Consider the following 15925-nt stretch of genomic DNA (forward strand, 5'->3'; position numbering starts at 1 on the left):
TTAACTCATAACGCATCCGGGTCCGCCAACAACGATTCCGCCCGCGCCAGAATGGCATCCACCTTCGCCGTATCCATCCGATTCAGATTCCCGTAGATCATTTTCATGCGATGATTGCCGGCAAACTGTTTGCGATGGCGATGAATAAAGTGCCAGTAAAGGCTGTTGAACGGGCAGCTGTCGGATTCGCTGGCAGTCTTTACGTTGTACTGGCAGTGCTTGCAATAATCCGACATGCGATTGATGTAGCTGCCTGAGGCGGCGTAGGGTTTGCTGCCCAGATAACCCCCATCGGCATGCATGACCATGCCCAGGGTGTTGGGCAGTTCCACCCAGTCGAACGCATCCGCATACACTTCCAGATACCACTGGCAGATGGCTTCCGGCAGCACCCCCAACAACAACGCAAAGTTGCCAGTCACCATCAAACGCTGGATATGATGGGCATAGGCATGGTCGATGGTGTTGCGGAAACACTCGGCCATGCAGCGCATTTTGGTCTCGCCGGTCCAGTAGTACGCCGGCAGAGGCCGGTCGTTGCCAAGCCGGTTTTCCGCGGCGTAGTCCGGCATCAGCAACCAGTAAATGCCGCGTACGTATTCCCGCCAACCGATGATCTGACGGATAAAACCTTCCACAGCATTGAGCGGTGCGTCACTGGAGAAGTACGCCTGCTCGGCGGCCTGACACACCGCCATGGGATCAAGCAGACCGAGGTTGATGTAGGGCGACAGCAGGCTGTGAAACAGGGTGTCTTCACCCGTCACCATGGCATCCTGATAATCACCAAAGTGTGGCAGGCGATGCTCAATGAAATGCGCCAGCGCCTGTTGTGCCTGCGTAGAGGTGGTGCCCCACTGGAATCGATCCAGAGTGCCGATGTGATCAGCAAATTGATCCGCGACCAGAGACAGCACCTGCTCATCAATATCATCGCGCTCGAAGGTCAGCTCGGGCGGCAGGGGCGTCTTACCCTTATAGGGCTGGCGGTTGTTGCTGTCGTAATTCCACTGGCCACCTACCGGTTCATCGCCTTCCATCAACAGTCCAGTATGACGGCGCATTTCCCGATAGAAAAATTCCATGCGCAACTGTTTCTTGCCTGACGCCCATTTCTGAAAGAAGTCCGGGGAGCACAGAAATCGACTGTCATCGAGACAGCGGATCGATACACCACTGCGCGCCTGCCAGTCCTGGTTGATGGCATGCTGAAGTCGATATTCGCCACATTGCGTCACGACAATTTCTTCGGCATCGCGATAGCGCCCGGCAATCAGCGAGGCAAAGTCACTGACGTCATGCTCGCCATAGCGATAATAATCCACGCGCCAGCCCGCCTGCTCCAGATCGTGGGCAAAGTGCCGCATGGCACTGAAGATCAGGGCAATCTTCTGCTGGTGATGTTTTACATAAGTGGCTTCGTCACGCAGTTCGGCCATCACCAGTCTGTCCTGGTCTGGGTCTAATGCTCCCAGCGTCGGCAAATGCAGGCTGAGCTGGTCGCCAAGGATGATCCCGATTTTCACGCGCATGTCCTTCCATAATGGATCTTTAGCATGAGGTGCGAGCCGTACAGGGGAGGTGAAGAATACCGATCCCAAAACACTATCCACCGTTTCTGGCAAAGGCTCAGTAACCGCCTATCCCCAAACCAAAAAGCCACCGCATCCGCGGTGGCTTTTTGGCTTACAGCTGGTGAGCGCCAGCGGGGTCAGGCAACGGCAGCTTCCTTCTGCTCGTCTTTGCCATTTTCGTACAGGGCATCCAGCCGGTCGCCCTGGGTCATCAGGTATTCAAAGGCCGCCAGGGAAGCCTTGGAGCCTTCGCCCATGCTGATAACAATCTGCTTGTACGGCACCGTGGTCACGTCACCGGCGGCGTAAATACCTTCCTCTGAGGTCTGGCACTTCTCGTTGATTTCGATTTCACCAAACCGGCTACGCTCGACCACACCCTCCAGAAAATCACTGTTGGGCACCAGACCGATCTGAACGAACACACCGTGCAGCGGCAGGGTATGCACTTGCTCTGTCTCGCGGTCCACGTACTCGATGGCGTCCACCTTGCCATTGCTGGCCGTGATCTGTTTGGTGGCCACATTTTTGTGGATGGTGACATTGGCTTTACTTTCCGCCTTGTCCACCAGCACCTTGTCGGCCTTCAGCTCGGGCATGAACTCGAACACATTCACGGATTTAACGATACCGGCCAGGTCCAGTGCGGCTTCAATGCCGGAGTTACCGCCACCGATCACCGCCACATCCTTGCCCTTGAAGAAAGGGCCATCGCAGTGCGGGCAATAGGCCACACCATTACCGATGTTTTCCTTCTCACCGGGCACACCCAGTTCGCGCCATTTGGCACCGGTGGCCACGATCACGGTCTTGGTGTCGATCTCTTCACCGGAAGACAGCACCACTGTCTTGATTTCGCCCTTCTCGACGCGGGCCACCTTGAGGTGTTCTTTCACGGTGACGTCGTACTCGTTCATGTGCGCCTGCAGCGCACCGGACAATTCCGGGCCGGTGGTTTTCTTCACGGAGATCAGGTTTTCGATGTCCATGGTGTCTTTCACCTGGCCACCGATGCGATCGGCAATCAGGGTGACCTTGAGGCCTTTACGAGCGCTGTAGATGGCCGCAGACACACCGGCCGGGCCACCACCGATCACGGTGACGTCCTGCAGCGGCAGTTTTTCACCAGCGCCAGCCTGCGCGATGCTTGGGTCGTGCTCCAGCAGCTTGTCGATAAGCTCGGCGGCGGTGACCTTGCCGTTGGCGAACAGCTCACCGTTCAGGTACACACTCGGCACGCCCTGAATATCGCGCTCATTGACCACGTCCTGAAACAGGCCGCCATCAATCATTTCGGTGGTGATATTCGGGTTCAACAAGGCGAACTGGTTCAGGGCCTGAACCACGTCCGGGCAGTTATGACAGCTCAGGCTGATAAACACTTCGAAATGCATGTCGCCTTTGGCATTGGCGACCATGCGCTGGAGGCTGTCGTCCAGCTTGATGTCTGTCCCGGATGCATGCAGAAACGCCAGCACCAGGGAATTGAATTCGTGGCCTGCGGGAATACCGGAGAAACGGATACCCGTGTCTTCTCCATCCGCTTCCAGCAGAAAGCTGATCGGGCTACGCAGAGTGTCGCCCGTATCGCGTTCTTCGAACGCCAGGTTGTCACTGACACCGGCGATGTCGGAGAGAAACTTCACCAGTTCGTCGCGTTTGCTATGGGTGCCTGCTTGCAGCACGAAAGTGACTTTCTTCTGCATGTTGGCGGCGTAGCCCTTGAGAGCCTGCAAAATTTCATTCGTGAGCATGAGTCTTCCCTTGTTCCAGATTCAGTCGTCAGTGACGGAGAAAATTCGGGTTGTGGAGCTAAAGCATTGAGCAGTCGGACGTCGGGTGTCTGACGTCGGACGCAAAACCAAGCTGGTTTTAGCGTCAGACTTCCGACGTCAGACGTCCGACAGACCCTTTAGATCTTGCCGACCAGGTCCAGGGAAGGAGCCAGCGTTGCTTCGCCTTCTTTCCATTTGGCCGGGCACACTTCGCCGGGATGGTTACGAACGTACTGGGCCGCTTTCACTTTGCGCAGCAGATCGTCTGCATCACGACCAATCCCTTCAGCGGTGATTTCCATGGCCTGGATGATGCCATCCGGATCGACCAGGAAGGTCGCACGATCTGCCAAACCCTGGCCTTCACGCATCACTTCAAAGTTGTTGGTGATGGTGCCGGTCTGGTCGCCCACCATGTAGTAGTTGATCTTGCCGATGGTGTCGGAGGTGTCGTGCCATGCCTTGTGGGTGAAGTGGGTGTCGGTGGACACAGAGAACACTTCCACGCCCATTTGCTGCAGCTCTTCGTACTTGTCAGCCACGTCGCCCAGCTCGGTGGGGCAAACGAAGGTGAAGTCAGCGGGATAGAAGAAGAAAATCGCCCACTTGCCTTTTACGTCGGCGTCAGAAATCTCTACAAATTCGCCCTGCTTGAATGCGGTGGCGTTGAACGGTTGGATCTCGCTATTAATCAGTGCCATGTTTCCAAGACTCCCTAAGTTATCGGTAAAACGATTGGGTTAACGTTTCGTCGGAAGTAAGAATGCGTTTTTTGCGGCGATTGGTAAATTTGGATACTTTCATTGCAGCGATAGGCAATACCTAATGCGCCCCATCGACCCGCCAGTCGCGCCCGGAATCAGGAACCCCACCGCTGCCGCCCTGTCCCATGTGAAGACGCACAGAGCAGGAGGCCTTCATGAAAAGCACAGGATGGCGCCAGCTGGCACTGGCCACGGGCTGGATGATGATTGCGGCGGGCACCGCTGCCCCGGCGTATGGCAGTGATTACGACTACATTCGCGGGGATGACGTCTACGAGGAAGATTACCAGTACGGGGTGGATTACGACGGCCTTACCAGCGTACCCCAAACCGGCCTGAAAAAAGGCGGGGCAGGCGGCACGGATAACGCCGAAGGCCGACTGCAGAAGCGGGCACTGGAGCTGCAGGAAGAAACCACACAGCCGTCCATGACCCGCGAACTGGACCGCTGGAAGCAGAACAAAAAACTGACGACACCGGGCAAAAACGAACCCTGATCACGGCAGCGGCAGCCGCCCCAGCATCACCGGCCGCGGGCCACAACCTCCGCGCCACGCACAGCGCCCACATCACGGTGTTGCTGCTCAAACAACGCGCTCAGTGGTTGTGGCCGGCCAATGGCATAACCCTGGACGAAGTCTACCCCGGCCTCCTCCAACACCCCGATCAGCGCGTGCTCTTCCACGTATTCCGCCACGGTTTTCACGCCCAGCCGATGCGCCACCTCGTTGATGGATTCCACAATGGTGCGATCCACACTGGAGTGCAGCAGGTTGCGCACAAAGCTGCCGTCAATCTTGATGAAATCCACCGGAAAGTGTTTGAGGTAACTGAACGAACTGAAACCACTGCCAAAATCGTCCAGCGCCACCTTGCAACCCTGCTCACGAATACGCCCGAGCAAATCACTGGCCGAGGATAATTGATTCACCACCGTGGTTTCGGTGATTTCAAACGTGAGCCGTTCCGGTGACAGTGAGGTCTTGCTCAGCAGGGACTCCAGGAACGGCATAAAGGTCGGATCATCCAGGGAGGTGGCCGACAGGTTAATGGCGATATTCAGCTGCGGCAGCGCGGCCAGCTCGTCGCTGAGGGTCACCAGTAGCTGGGTGAGTACCCAGCGGTCGATGTGCGGCATCATCTGGTAGCGTTCTGCGGCGGGAATGAACGAGCCCGGGTTGAGGATATCGCCATTGCGGTCGCGCAGGCGCAGCAATACCTCGTAATGCGACGGCTCCGTACTGGCATCAATGGGGCGAATCTCCTGGGCGTAGAGCAGGAAACGGTTCGATTCCAGCGATTCACGCAGCCCCGCGGCCATCTGTAATTCCAGGTGGCGGCGGGACGCCTCACTGTCGTCCGGGGTGTACACCGACACCTGGTTTCGGCCCCGATGCTTCGCTGCATAGCAGGCCACGTCCGCGCGGCTCATGGCTTCTTCCACAGTAATCACGTTGGCGTCCAGCTGCACCAGCCCGGCGCTGGCGCCAACATCGTAAAGCGATTCCTTCCAGGCAAAACGGATATCGCCCAGTGCGCCGATTAGCCGTTCGGCAATCTGGATCGCCCGCTGTGCCGGACAATGGCGCAGCAGCAGCCCGAATTCGTCACCGCCCAGCCGGGCCACCACATCGCCCTCGCGCACCTGCCGGCCGATCACCCGGGCGCATTCGCGCAGTAAGGCGTCTCCTGCCACATGGCCAGCAGTGTCGTTCACCACCTTGAAGCGGTCCAGGTCGATAAAGCACAGCATGCTGTGTTCCATCCCCGGCTCGTCGAGGGATTCCTGCAAGGTATTCTCAAATTCCCGGCGATTGGTGAGGCCGGTCAAGGCATCGTGGGTGGCGTGGTAGCGCAGCTTCTTCTGCATGGCCCGCCGGGAGGTCACATCCCGAAACACCATCACAGCCCCGGTCACCTGCCCATCCGCCGATTTAAGCGGCGCCGCGGAATCCTGAATTTCGTAGCGGCTGCCATCGCGGCTTTGCAGCATGCTGCCCTCACGCAGAAAACACACATCGCCCCCGCTCAGGGCCACGTTAATCGGGTTGGGGACCGGCATCGTGGCGTTGTCGTCACTGAGCATCAGGATATCGCTCACCGGCAACCCTTCCGCTTCCGCTTCGCGCCAGCCGGTGAGCGACTCGGCCACCGGGTTCATAAAGGTCACCCGCCCGATCTCATCCGTGGCCACCACACCATCGGCAATAGAGGTCAGGGTAACGCGCAGGCGCTCTTTCTCATGGGCCAGGGACTGCTGCATGCCCTTTTCTGCCGTCACATCCCAATTGGTGCCCACCACCAGTGTCTCCGCGCCGTCAGAGCGCACCACGGTTTCTGCCCGCACGCGGATATGCCGAATTTCACCGCCGGGACGCAGGGTCCGAAATTCTGTGTCCAGGTCCCCCTCACCCGCGATAACGCGCTGGAACGCCGCGTTGATGTCCGGGTAATCGTCCGGATGCACCTGATCACGCCAGATCTGCAAGGTGCCATCGCCGGGCGCGCCGGGCTGCACCCCGTACAGCTCGTACATGCGTTCATCCCAGAACAACACACCGCTCTGCGGGCTGTATTGCCAGATACCCACGCCACCCACTTCCAGGGCCATTTGCAGGCGCTGACGACTCTCCTGCAGCGCCTGTTCCGACAGCCTGGCAGCATGGATATTTTCTACCTGGGCAATCAAATAACTGACCTGCCCCTCGACACGCACCGCCGATACCGACAGGCGCACCCAGAGATCATCGCCACGACGGGTGATAAAGCGCTGTTCCAGTGAGTATCCGGTGATGTCTCCGGCCAACAGGTCCGCCAGCATCCCCCGGCTTTTGAGCAGATCATCCGGGTGGGAAATATCCTGAAAGGAGGTGCTCAGCAGCCCCGCTTCGTCGTAGCCTGCCAAGTCACACAAGGCATGATTCACCGCCTGCCACTCCCCCTTGGGGCTCAGCAACGCCATGCCGATGGAGGAATGCTTCATCGCCAGCCGAAAGCGAATTTCACTGTCTTTTACCTGGGCCAGCATCGCCCGGCTACGCTGAAAAAACAGTGCACCCAGCAACACCACCGCAACGGTAACGGCCCCAATCAGCACACCCTGCATAGCATTCGTCCATTATTATGGTTTGTTCTGAGGGAGCCCCTGTGTTTTCACCCTCTGTTCACTTTTTGGACGCCCTGCTGCTCCGTGGCCAGCATCACCTGACAAAGCCGGAACTTTCACCGACAATTGGGGCCTGTTACAGGGATTCCCGGTTCCTACCGTGTCCGGGTGTCCCAGAAGCCCCAGGGAGAAGCAAAGCTGACCTGGTCAGCGACGATCATGACGTTTAAACGACGCCTGTTACAGTGTCTGGCCCTGCTGTTTGTGGCCGCGACCCTGGCCCAGCTCTGGTATCTGGGCCAGGTGCTACGCCTGCAGCATCACAACCCGGACAACAGCGCTTATATGCACCGCGCCCAGGAGCAGGGCAAGGTGCAGCAGTACTGGCGCGATTACGATCAGATCAGCGATTACCTGAAACGGGCCGTACTGATATCCGAAGACGCCCATTTCACCCGGCACACCGGCTTCGACTGGGAAGGCATCCGCTATGCCCTGAAGCGTAATATGGAAGCGGGCAAGCCGGTGGCCGGGGGCTCCACCATTACCCAGCAACTGGCCAAGAACCTGTACCTGTCCGGCGAGCGTACCTATACCCGCAAAGCGCAGGAAGCGGTGATTGCCCTGATGCTGGAAATCGGCCTGAGCAAACGTCGCATCCTGGAGCTCTACCTGAATGTGGCCCAGTGGGGGCACCAGATTTATGGCGCCGAAGCCGCCGCCCGACATTATTTTCAGGTCAGCGCCGCGCAGCTCTCGCCCCTGCAGGCAGCCCAACTGGCCGCCATGCTGCCACGCCCCAATCTTTATGATTTCAAAGGCCCCACCGACTACGTACAACAACGGGCTCAATGGATTCAGGCGCAAATGGCGCTGGTACGCATTCCCGACCCGGGAACCGTCACCCTGCCGCCGCCTGAACCCACGCCCCCCAAAGGAAACACGCAATGAAGCAGTATGCCGTCCCCTTTGCCGCCCTGTGTTTTAGCGGCCTCGCCCTGCTGGGCTGTAGCGACAATGACAACACCCAGGCCGCCCCTGCCGGCAACGATAACGCCAATGGCATCACCGGCGTGTGGCAAAACGAACACCAGGTGTTGGTGCTGGAAGCCGGCGGCGACCTGTACCTGCCCATGGACAACAATCTGCAAGGGCTACGCTGGCAGCAACAGGATGACACCCTCACTTTCCACTACCTGGACAATCAGGAGCAGCGGGTCACTCTGACCACCGCCACAGGCCAGCAACACGATGACACTCTTACTCTGAGCAGCGCAGCGCCAAGCCAGGAAGACTCGCAAACTACCACCGGCGACGACGAAACGCCCAAGCCCTCTGCTGATGCTCAGACGGATAACGAAGACGCCGCCCCGCTACTGTTCCATGGCGACTATCAGCGTGCCAACAACGCCGTGGCCCATATCAGTGGCACCGCTACACGTTCACAGGACAGCGAACTGCCGGATAATGCCGTGCTCACCGTCGCCCTGCTGGACAACCAGATAGAGACCGGCACACCCGGCGCCCAACTTGTCGCCAAGCGTCTGATTCGCCTGGATGAAGACACCGATACCATGCCCTTTCGCCTGTACTACCTCCCCGACAACCTGAAAGCAGACCATGAATACCAGATCATCAGTCAGATCCTGGCCGACGGCGGCCTCTTCTATCAGTCCGACGCCATCACGCTGAAGCGCAAAAAACACGGCTTTGCCGATGTCACCCTGCCACTCACCGAGGTAATGACGGACAGCGAAACCCTGCGTGGCGCCATCACCCGTGGCAAGCCCGGACAACACCGTGACACCTTCACCCTGTGCAACAGCGACCGGCGCCTGCTGATTCGCGGCCCGCAAAGCGACGACCTGCTGACCGCCTACGACAACGGCATCCGCTACCCGCAACAGCCCCGCGTGGCCACCGTCAGCGGCCTGGTGCGCAAAGTGCCCGGCACCCAGGAAGGCAGCACCGAAGCCGCTCTTATCGTGGAAAGCTTCAACCTGGAACCGGGCATGGAGAACTGCCAACTGCCCACCGCCGAACTGACCCACACCCGCTGGCAACTGACACACCTGGAGACGGATCGCATTATTCTGGGCAGTGCGGCACAGGTGCCGTTTCTCACCTTCAACGATGACGGCAAGGTCAAAGGCCATGGCAGCTGCAACAGCCTGAACGGCTCCTACCAGCGCGACGGCCAACAGCTGGCGCTGCCCGATCTGGCAACTACACGCAAGGCATGCCCGACCAGCGCTATCGAAAACCGCTACCTCGACGCACTCAAGGCCAGCGACCACTTCCGCATCGACGGCGAGCTGCTCACCCTGTTTGATAAAGACGATGAAGCAGTGGCCAGTTTTCAGGCCATTTATCTGTAGCACGACACGGATTGAGTAAACCGCAAAAAGGGAAATCGCCATGCGTGTTCATTACCTGTCCCATGTTCCCTTTGAACAACTGGGCGCCATGGAAACCTGGTTTCAGGAGCGGGACATCAGCATTCGGCACTCGCTGTTATTCGCTGGCGACGCCCTGCCCGCCCCGGCGGATTTTGATGTGCTGGTGGTCATGGGTGGCCCCATGGGGGCCGATGACGACCCCCGTTTTCCCTGGATGAGCGCAGAAAAAGCGCTGATCCGCGAGAGCATCGCAGCGGGGAAAAAGGTGCTGGGCATTTGTCTGGGCGCACAACTGATCGCCCGGGTGCTGGGCGCCCCGGTTACCGCCAACCCGGAAAAGGAAATCGGCTGGTTTCCGGTCTACCCCACACCAGCCGGGAAAAACGACAGTGTGGGCAGACTGTTTGCAGACGCGCCAACCGTCCTGCACTGGCACGGCGACACCTTTGCCATCCCCAACGGCGCCGTGCATTTGCTGGAAAGTGAAGGCTGCCGCAACCAGGCCTTCCGTTACGGCGATAACGTGCTGGCTCTCCAATTCCATCTGGAATTGGAGAACGGCAATGCACAAGCACTGTGCGATGCCTGCCCGGATGATCTGGCACCGGGTCGCTGGGTGGAAAGCCGCGAAGCGCTGCTTGGTGACCCGCAGCGTTTTACCGCATCGAAAGCCTTGTTAGGGCGCGTCCTGAATGCCTTCCTGGGCTAGCGTCTCGCCCGCCTAATGTCGGATTACGGCTACGCCTAATTCGACCTACTTGAAAGGCTAGATTTTGTAGGCCAGCTAATGTCAGATTACGCCCTTCAGGCTAATCTGACCTACATGAAGCACGGTGTGTTTTCGTAGGTCAGATTAGGCGTAGCCGTAATCCGACATGTCACTTGAGCTCCGCGCCCCCACAAAAACGAAGAAGCCGCGCCCCTGTCAGGAGCACGGCTTCTTCACTTTTCACTCAATCAACGCGGCAGCTTGCTAACTATTAACGATTAACTTTTCACTAGCTTGTTGCACCCGGCCCACCGCAGACAGAATCGCCTGCAAGGCAGCAGCGGTAGTGTCCGCCGCCATGGCCACGGCACTCTGGGTGGTGTCGCCTACCTGCACGCGCACACAGGCCATGGCATTAGCTTCGGTGCTGTCGCCCAACGAATATTCATCGAATGACACCACTTTCACCTCGCCGCCAATGCGCCGATTCAAGGCATCGACCAGTGCCGACACGGCGCCGTCTCCACGGCCGGACAACAATGTCACCGGCTGGCTGTCATCACCAATACTGATCTGCGCCTGCACCTGTTCGTTACTGCGGTTCAGGTCGTAGGAGCGCAACACCCAGCCCATGGGGACGTTCAGATAGTCGCTATTGAAACGACGATGCACCCGCTCGCTGGTGATCTCGCCGCCGTCTTCTTCCGCATCGCCCTGCACCACGGCGGCCAGCTCCTGCTGCAACCAACGGGGCAAGTCGATACCGAAATCCCGCTCCAGCACGTGAGCGACCCCGCCCTTGCCGGACTGGGAGTTGATGCGCACCACTTCCTCGTAACGCCGTCCCACATCGGCCGGGTCAATCGGCAGGTAGGCCGCTGTCCAGATATCCCCTTCCTGATAACGGGCCAGACATTTGCGAATGGCATCCTGGTGGCTACCGGAAAAAGCACTAAACACCAGATCCCCCGCATAGGGATGGCGAGGGTGAGTCTGGATGTCGGTAATCTCCTCCACCAATGCCACAATTTCTTTCATCCGTGAGAAGTCGATCCGTGGATCAATCCCCTGGCTGTACAGGTTCATGCCGGCGGTGACCAAATCCATGTTGCCGGTACGCTCGCCGTTACCCAACAAGGTACCCTCGACACGATCCGCCCCGGCCATCACTGCCATCTCGGCAGCGGCCACGCCACAGCCACGGTCGTCATGGGTGTGGACACTGATAATCACGTCATCGCGATACTGAATATTGTCATGCACCAGCTCAACCTGGTCGGCGAACACATTGGGGGTGCTCACTTCCACCGTGGCGGGCAGGTTGATGATCACCCGTTGCCCCTGATCCGGACGCCACACGTTGTTCACCGCATCGATGACTTCGATGGCGAAATCGGTTTCGGTGGCACTGAAGGTTTCCGGAGAATACTGGAAGCTCCAGTGGGTTTCCGGCTGTTTGGCCGCGCAATCGCGCACCCATTCAGCGGCACGCACAGCAATGGCCTTGCAACCGGCCTTGTCCACGTTGAACACCTGCTCACGGAACGTGGGCGAGGTGGCGTTGTAGATATGCACGATGGCGTTCTTTGCCCCTTTCAGGGACTCGAAGGTCCGCGCAATCAATTCCTCACGGGCCTGTGTCAGCACCTGGATATGCACATCGTCGGGCACCAGATCTTCCTCGATCAGTGCCCGGCAGAAATCAAAATCAATCTGGCTGGCGGAGGGAAAGCCCACCTCGATTTCCTTGAAGCCCAGCTCCACCAGCATCTGGAAGAACTGGCGTTTCTGGGCCACGGACATGGGTTTGATCAGCGCCTGATTGCCATCGCGCAGGTCTACCGCCGCCCACAGCGGGGCTTTCTCGATACGCTGGTTCGGCCAGCGACGGTCGGGCTTGTCGATAACAGGAAATGGCTGGTACTTGGTGTGATCAAAGCTCATGTCGAATCCTCAAAGTAAAAAGGGGCAGAAGCTGCCCCCCAGGCTGAATTACTAACCGACGTTCCCAGGGTTACTGCTTGGCGGCTAACAACTCCATGTGTGATCTCGGGTCTCGATCAAGGCGCCGATAGGCACCGGTAGCGGTCAAGAGAGGCATCCGGCTTGTGGCTGTCTGCGTCATCGCCCTACGAGAGATACTTTACGGCGCAGGACGCGCAATGTGCTTGCTTTCTTCACCCATTTTCGGCCTTATGAGCAATATAATTGCGCAAAACCACCAAATAAGAGACAAAAACCCCATGAGCAGCTCCGAACTGGCAAAACTGGATCGCACCGACCTGCGTATTCTCGATGCGCTGCAGCACAACGGCGGGCTCAGCAACCAACAACTGGCGGAAACCGTAGGGCTATCGCCCTCGCCCTGCTCCCGGCGGGTCCAAAAGCTGGAGTCCGCCGGCATTATCGTGAAGCGGGAAACGGTGCTGGATGCCCGCAAGCTGGGGCTGGACCTGACCGTGATGATCCAGATCAGCATGGACCGCCACACACCGGAGCGCTTCGCCAATTTTGAAGAGAAGGTGGCCAGTTACCCGGAAGTACAACTGTGTTACCTGGTCACCGGGCAGGAAGCCGATTACCTGCTGAAAGTGGTAGTGCCCGATATCGACGGCTACCAGCACTTCCTGCTCAACAAGATCACCCGGATCGAAGGCGTCAGCGGTGTGCATTCCAGCTTTGTGATGCGGCGGGTGGTGGATACGGCAGCCTTGCCGTTGAATTATGTGGATGCGTAAACAAGCGACGAGCTGCCAGCTTCTAGCTTTGATCGCCCTGCGGACGATGCCGTGCTCCGCACGGTTCGCGCCTCCAGTGGCGCTCCTACAGCGGCTTCGTTGAAATACAGAAAATCGGGAACTGTTTGGCATTTCCCCATCCAATCGAGCGTAGCTCGTAGCTCGTAGCTCGTAGCTCGTAGCTCGTAGCTCGTAGCTCGTAGCTCGTAGCTCGTAGCTCGTAGCTCGTAGCTACTGCTTCACGATCCGGAAATTCTGAAGCCGACCTTCAACGTCACCTGATAATGCCCCACCTTGCCATTCTCGATATGGCCGCGGGTTTCGGTCACCTCGAACCAGTCCATCAACTCCAGGCTTTCACTGGCCGTGACCAGCGCATTCTCGATGGCGTCTTCAATGGTGGTGCGAGACGACCCGACTAATTCAACCTTCTTGTAGACATGATGGTCAGACATGACTGCTCTCCTTTTCGGTACATGTTCCATAGTGTCTGAGCGCGAGACTCGCTTTTTGGCGCATCGTCTGCACTCATCCATCTCTTTCTATCTGTGACACCTAAACTGGCCGATTACAAGGGAGTACTTTTGCCCAGTCGGTCAAAAAACCCTCAATTACGCATTGAAAGCTGTCAGCATTTCCCTCACAACAGAAAGTGAAGCAATTGGTCATTGTCCAACCGTTTATTCCAACCCCCCTCAGGAGGACACGCGATGGATATGCATAAAATGACACCCTGGAACTGGCTTCGTCAGGAGAGCAACCGCGAGCGACCTCTCCCGCAACGGCAACCCGGCCACCCCTTGTTGCGCTGGGAACGGGAGTTCGACAACTGGTTCGAACAAATGCTTGGCGACATGGCCTGGACGACCCCGGCGCCACACGCCCAACCAAACGCGCCCTTGCGCCCCAACCTGGATATTCTGGAGCGCGACGACCACTACCTGATTACTGCGGAATTACCCGGCGTGGAGAAATCCGATCTGAATGTGACGCTGGACAACAACATGTTGCTGATCAGCGGCAGCAAAAAACCCATCCAGGAAAATGACCGCGACGGCTACCATTATAGTGAGCGCCGTTTCGGGCCCTTCCAGCGCATGCTGACATTGCCGGCCGATGCGGATGCCGAGCAGATGAACGCCGTCTTCCACAACGGGGTACTGTCACTCAACATCCCTCGCCATGAACACCATCATCAAGGCAGCCGACGTATCGAGATTCATTGATTGAGGAGACGCAACAGGCTGCACGCTTCAAGCAACTCACGAAGAACCGGTGTTTCTCTATTGACGTCACGGCCCGCGCTCCATACCTGGGCGCGGAGTCGTGAGATGCGCCGCTACCATCAACGGTTTCACGGCCTAATCACAGTGCAACACGGGTACTCTATAAGGTATAGAAAGCCACGGAGAACCCGGAGATGCGCCTGTACTTACTCACTCCCAGAAACGGGGACAACAAAGCCGCCAACACGCGGCAACGTCATCACCTTCTGGCCTGCGCTGTCTGCGCCATGGCGCTGGGCTTTACGGCACCCCTCCACGCGGAGAACAGCGCCGTTCTGCGTTTTGATACACCACTGGCGATTACCAATAATGCCGACTTTGATCGGGATAACCCGCTGGAACCGGACAGCAGCAGCTTTATCCTGCTGGACGCCAGCAGCCTGAGCAGTGATAGCGGTGAGCGGTGGGCGCTGGTGTCACTGCGAAACGATGCCGGCGGCCAACGCATTCTGCGTGACGACTATCTGGTGGCGGAATTCGCCAACGGTGACCGCCGCCACGCCAGCAACCTGGAAGGCTCTTTCGCCGCCGCAGAGCAACAGCGCAAGATGGTTTTTTTCGGGTACCACCGCTTTCCCATCCTGCGCGTATTCACACAGCAATAATTGGGCTTATGGCTCTACGTTTGCCACAGGCTTGCAGGGAAGAGTGCCCTTATAGCGAAGAGCATGACGCCAAAGGCCTGATGCCAGACAAACCCAAACCGGCCACCACGCCTGTGCTGCATTACCAACACATTTTCAGGAAGTGGCCGCCGCTTTTTTAGATTTTAAGCGTCAACCGTCAGGCTTTGGGCATTGGGCGTTCCATGCTATTTAGCCGGAATCAGCAAACTCTCCAGCGGCTGGCGGTCCGGGCGGAATTGGTTAATGGTTTCGTCCGCTTCATAACCCAGCGACAGGCCGCACAATAACTTGTACTGACCGGGCAACTGGAAATGCTGTTCCAGCGGCGATCGCCACAATGCCAGCGCCCCCTGGGCACAGGTTCCCAACCCCTCGTCCGTGGCCGCCAGCATCAGACTCTGTAAAAAAATACCCGCATCCAGCGCGCTGTAAACGCCCAGACCTTCGTGAACAAAAATAAATAACGCCACCGGCGCATCAAAAAAACGAAAATTCGCCGCCATCTGCTCGTGGCGAGCCTGCTTGTCTTCCCGTCCGATACCCAGCAACTTGTACAAGCCATGGCCCGTAGCGACCCGTCGTGGCTGCAGGTCTTCCGGGTACTTCACCACCGGTCGGTAATCGCCATCCGGCATCCCTTTTTTCGTCAACAGCGCCTTGAGCTTTTTCACCATGGGCGCCCGTTGAAGCGCCATCAGTTGATCAAACCGCTCCGGCAATTCGCGGCGCAGACTTTCCAGCACTTCGCCGCGGGCCACAGCGATCTGGTACGGCTGGGTGTTGGACCAGCTTGGCGCCCCGCTGGCCCGGGCCAGCAACCCGTTCAGCATCTCATCGCTCACCGGCTGGTCGGTAAATGCCCGCACACTATGGCGTCGAGCCATTACATCCTGAAATTCCATACTCTCAACCTGTTGTGAGTTTAGCGTTTACTGTGCCAGAGACTTA

At 58.1% G+C, this 15925-nt stretch carries 14 protein-coding genes; 7 read left to right on the forward strand and 7 right to left on the reverse strand.

Annotation, left to right across the window (positions count from 1 at the left end; all coding sequences use genetic code 11):
- Positions 1-5: 5 nt before the first annotated feature.
- The 3 genes from COA55_RS05810 to ahpC form a co-directional block, all read right to left on the reverse strand.
- The gene (locus tag COA55_RS05810; protein WP_290500992.1) at positions 6-1526 is read right to left on the reverse strand and encodes a cryptochrome/photolyase family protein; all 1521 of its coding nucleotides are present in this window, start codon (positions 1524-1526) and stop codon (positions 6-8) included.
- A gap of 185 nt (positions 1527-1711) precedes the next feature.
- Positions 1712-3328 carry an alkyl hydroperoxide reductase subunit F gene (gene ahpF / locus COA55_RS05815; RefSeq protein ID WP_290500993.1) on the reverse strand — a complete coding sequence of 539 codons (1617 nt, stop codon included), beginning with the start codon at positions 3326-3328 and terminating at the stop codon, positions 1712-1714.
- A 158-nt stretch (positions 3329-3486) separates the two neighbouring features.
- Complete coding sequence (ahpC, locus tag COA55_RS05820; RefSeq protein WP_063521492.1) at positions 3487-4050, reverse strand: alkyl hydroperoxide reductase subunit C; 564 nt, start codon at positions 4048-4050, stop codon at positions 3487-3489.
- Positions 4051-4268: 218 nt separating this feature from the next.
- Between ahpC and COA55_RS05825 the strand changes: the two genes are divergently transcribed.
- The gene (locus COA55_RS05825; RefSeq protein WP_290500995.1) at positions 4269-4610 is read left to right on the forward strand and encodes a hypothetical protein; all 342 of its coding nucleotides are present in this window, start codon (positions 4269-4271) and stop codon (positions 4608-4610) included.
- Between the two features lie 26 nt (positions 4611-4636).
- Here the strand turns inward: COA55_RS05825 and COA55_RS05830 are convergent, their stop codons facing one another.
- Positions 4637-7219 carry an EAL domain-containing protein gene (locus COA55_RS05830; protein WP_290500996.1) on the reverse strand — a complete coding sequence of 861 codons (2583 nt, stop codon included), beginning with the start codon at positions 7217-7219 and terminating at the stop codon, positions 4637-4639.
- A gap of 219 nt (positions 7220-7438) precedes the next feature.
- Between COA55_RS05830 and mtgA the strand changes: the two genes are divergently transcribed.
- Genes mtgA through COA55_RS05845 form a run of 3 tightly spaced genes read left to right on the forward strand, consistent with a single transcriptional unit; the run spans position 7439 to position 10327 of the window.
- Positions 7439-8170, forward strand: a complete 732-nt coding sequence (gene mtgA / locus COA55_RS05835; protein WP_290500997.1) for a monofunctional biosynthetic peptidoglycan transglycosylase — start codon at positions 7439-7441, stop codon at positions 8168-8170.
- Complete coding sequence (locus COA55_RS05840) at positions 8167-9597, forward strand: META domain-containing protein (protein ID WP_290500998.1); 1431 nt, start codon at positions 8167-8169, stop codon at positions 9595-9597. Before mtgA ends, COA55_RS05840 begins: the two co-directional genes overlap by 4 nt.
- 40 nt (positions 9598-9637) lie before the next feature.
- Positions 9638-10327 carry a type 1 glutamine amidotransferase gene (locus COA55_RS05845; protein WP_290500999.1) on the forward strand — a complete coding sequence of 230 codons (690 nt, stop codon included), beginning with the start codon at positions 9638-9640 and terminating at the stop codon, positions 10325-10327.
- Positions 10328-10591: 264 nt separating this feature from the next.
- Here COA55_RS05845 and COA55_RS05850 read toward each other — a convergent pair whose 3' ends face one another.
- On the reverse strand, positions 10592-12271 hold the full coding sequence (locus tag COA55_RS05850) for a 2-isopropylmalate synthase (protein WP_290501000.1): 1680 nt from the start codon (positions 12269-12271) through the stop codon (positions 10592-10594).
- A gap of 299 nt (positions 12272-12570) precedes the next feature.
- Here COA55_RS05850 and COA55_RS05855 point away from each other — a divergent pair, with 299 nt between their 5' ends.
- Positions 12571-13065 (forward strand): Lrp/AsnC family transcriptional regulator, encoded by a 495-nt coding sequence (locus COA55_RS05855; RefSeq protein ID WP_290501001.1) that lies wholly within the window; start codon positions 12571-12573, stop codon positions 13063-13065.
- Between the two features lie 239 nt (positions 13066-13304).
- On the opposite strand, the gene COA55_RS05860 is transcribed toward COA55_RS05855, so the two are convergent.
- Complete coding sequence (locus tag COA55_RS05860) at positions 13305-13520, reverse strand: dodecin (protein WP_007149047.1); 216 nt, start codon at positions 13518-13520, stop codon at positions 13305-13307.
- 255 nt (positions 13521-13775) lie between these two features.
- On the opposite strand from COA55_RS05860, the gene COA55_RS05865 reads away from it, so the two are divergent.
- Positions 13776-14291, forward strand: a complete 516-nt coding sequence (locus COA55_RS05865) for an Hsp20/alpha crystallin family protein (protein ID WP_290501002.1) — start codon at positions 13776-13778, stop codon at positions 14289-14291.
- Between the two features lie 194 nt (positions 14292-14485).
- Entirely contained in the window at positions 14486-14956 is a 471-nt protein-coding gene (locus COA55_RS05870; protein ID WP_290501003.1) for a hypothetical protein, read from the forward strand.
- Between the two features lie 206 nt (positions 14957-15162).
- Here the strand turns inward: COA55_RS05870 and COA55_RS05875 are convergent, their stop codons facing one another.
- Positions 15163-15879 (reverse strand): nitroreductase, encoded by a 717-nt coding sequence (locus COA55_RS05875; protein WP_290501004.1) that lies wholly within the window; start codon positions 15877-15879, stop codon positions 15163-15165.
- Positions 15880-15925 lie beyond the last annotated feature (46 nt).

The organism is Alcanivorax sp., from assembly GCF_002733835.1.
GTDB lineage: Bacteria > Pseudomonadota > Gammaproteobacteria > Pseudomonadales > Alcanivoracaceae > Alcanivorax.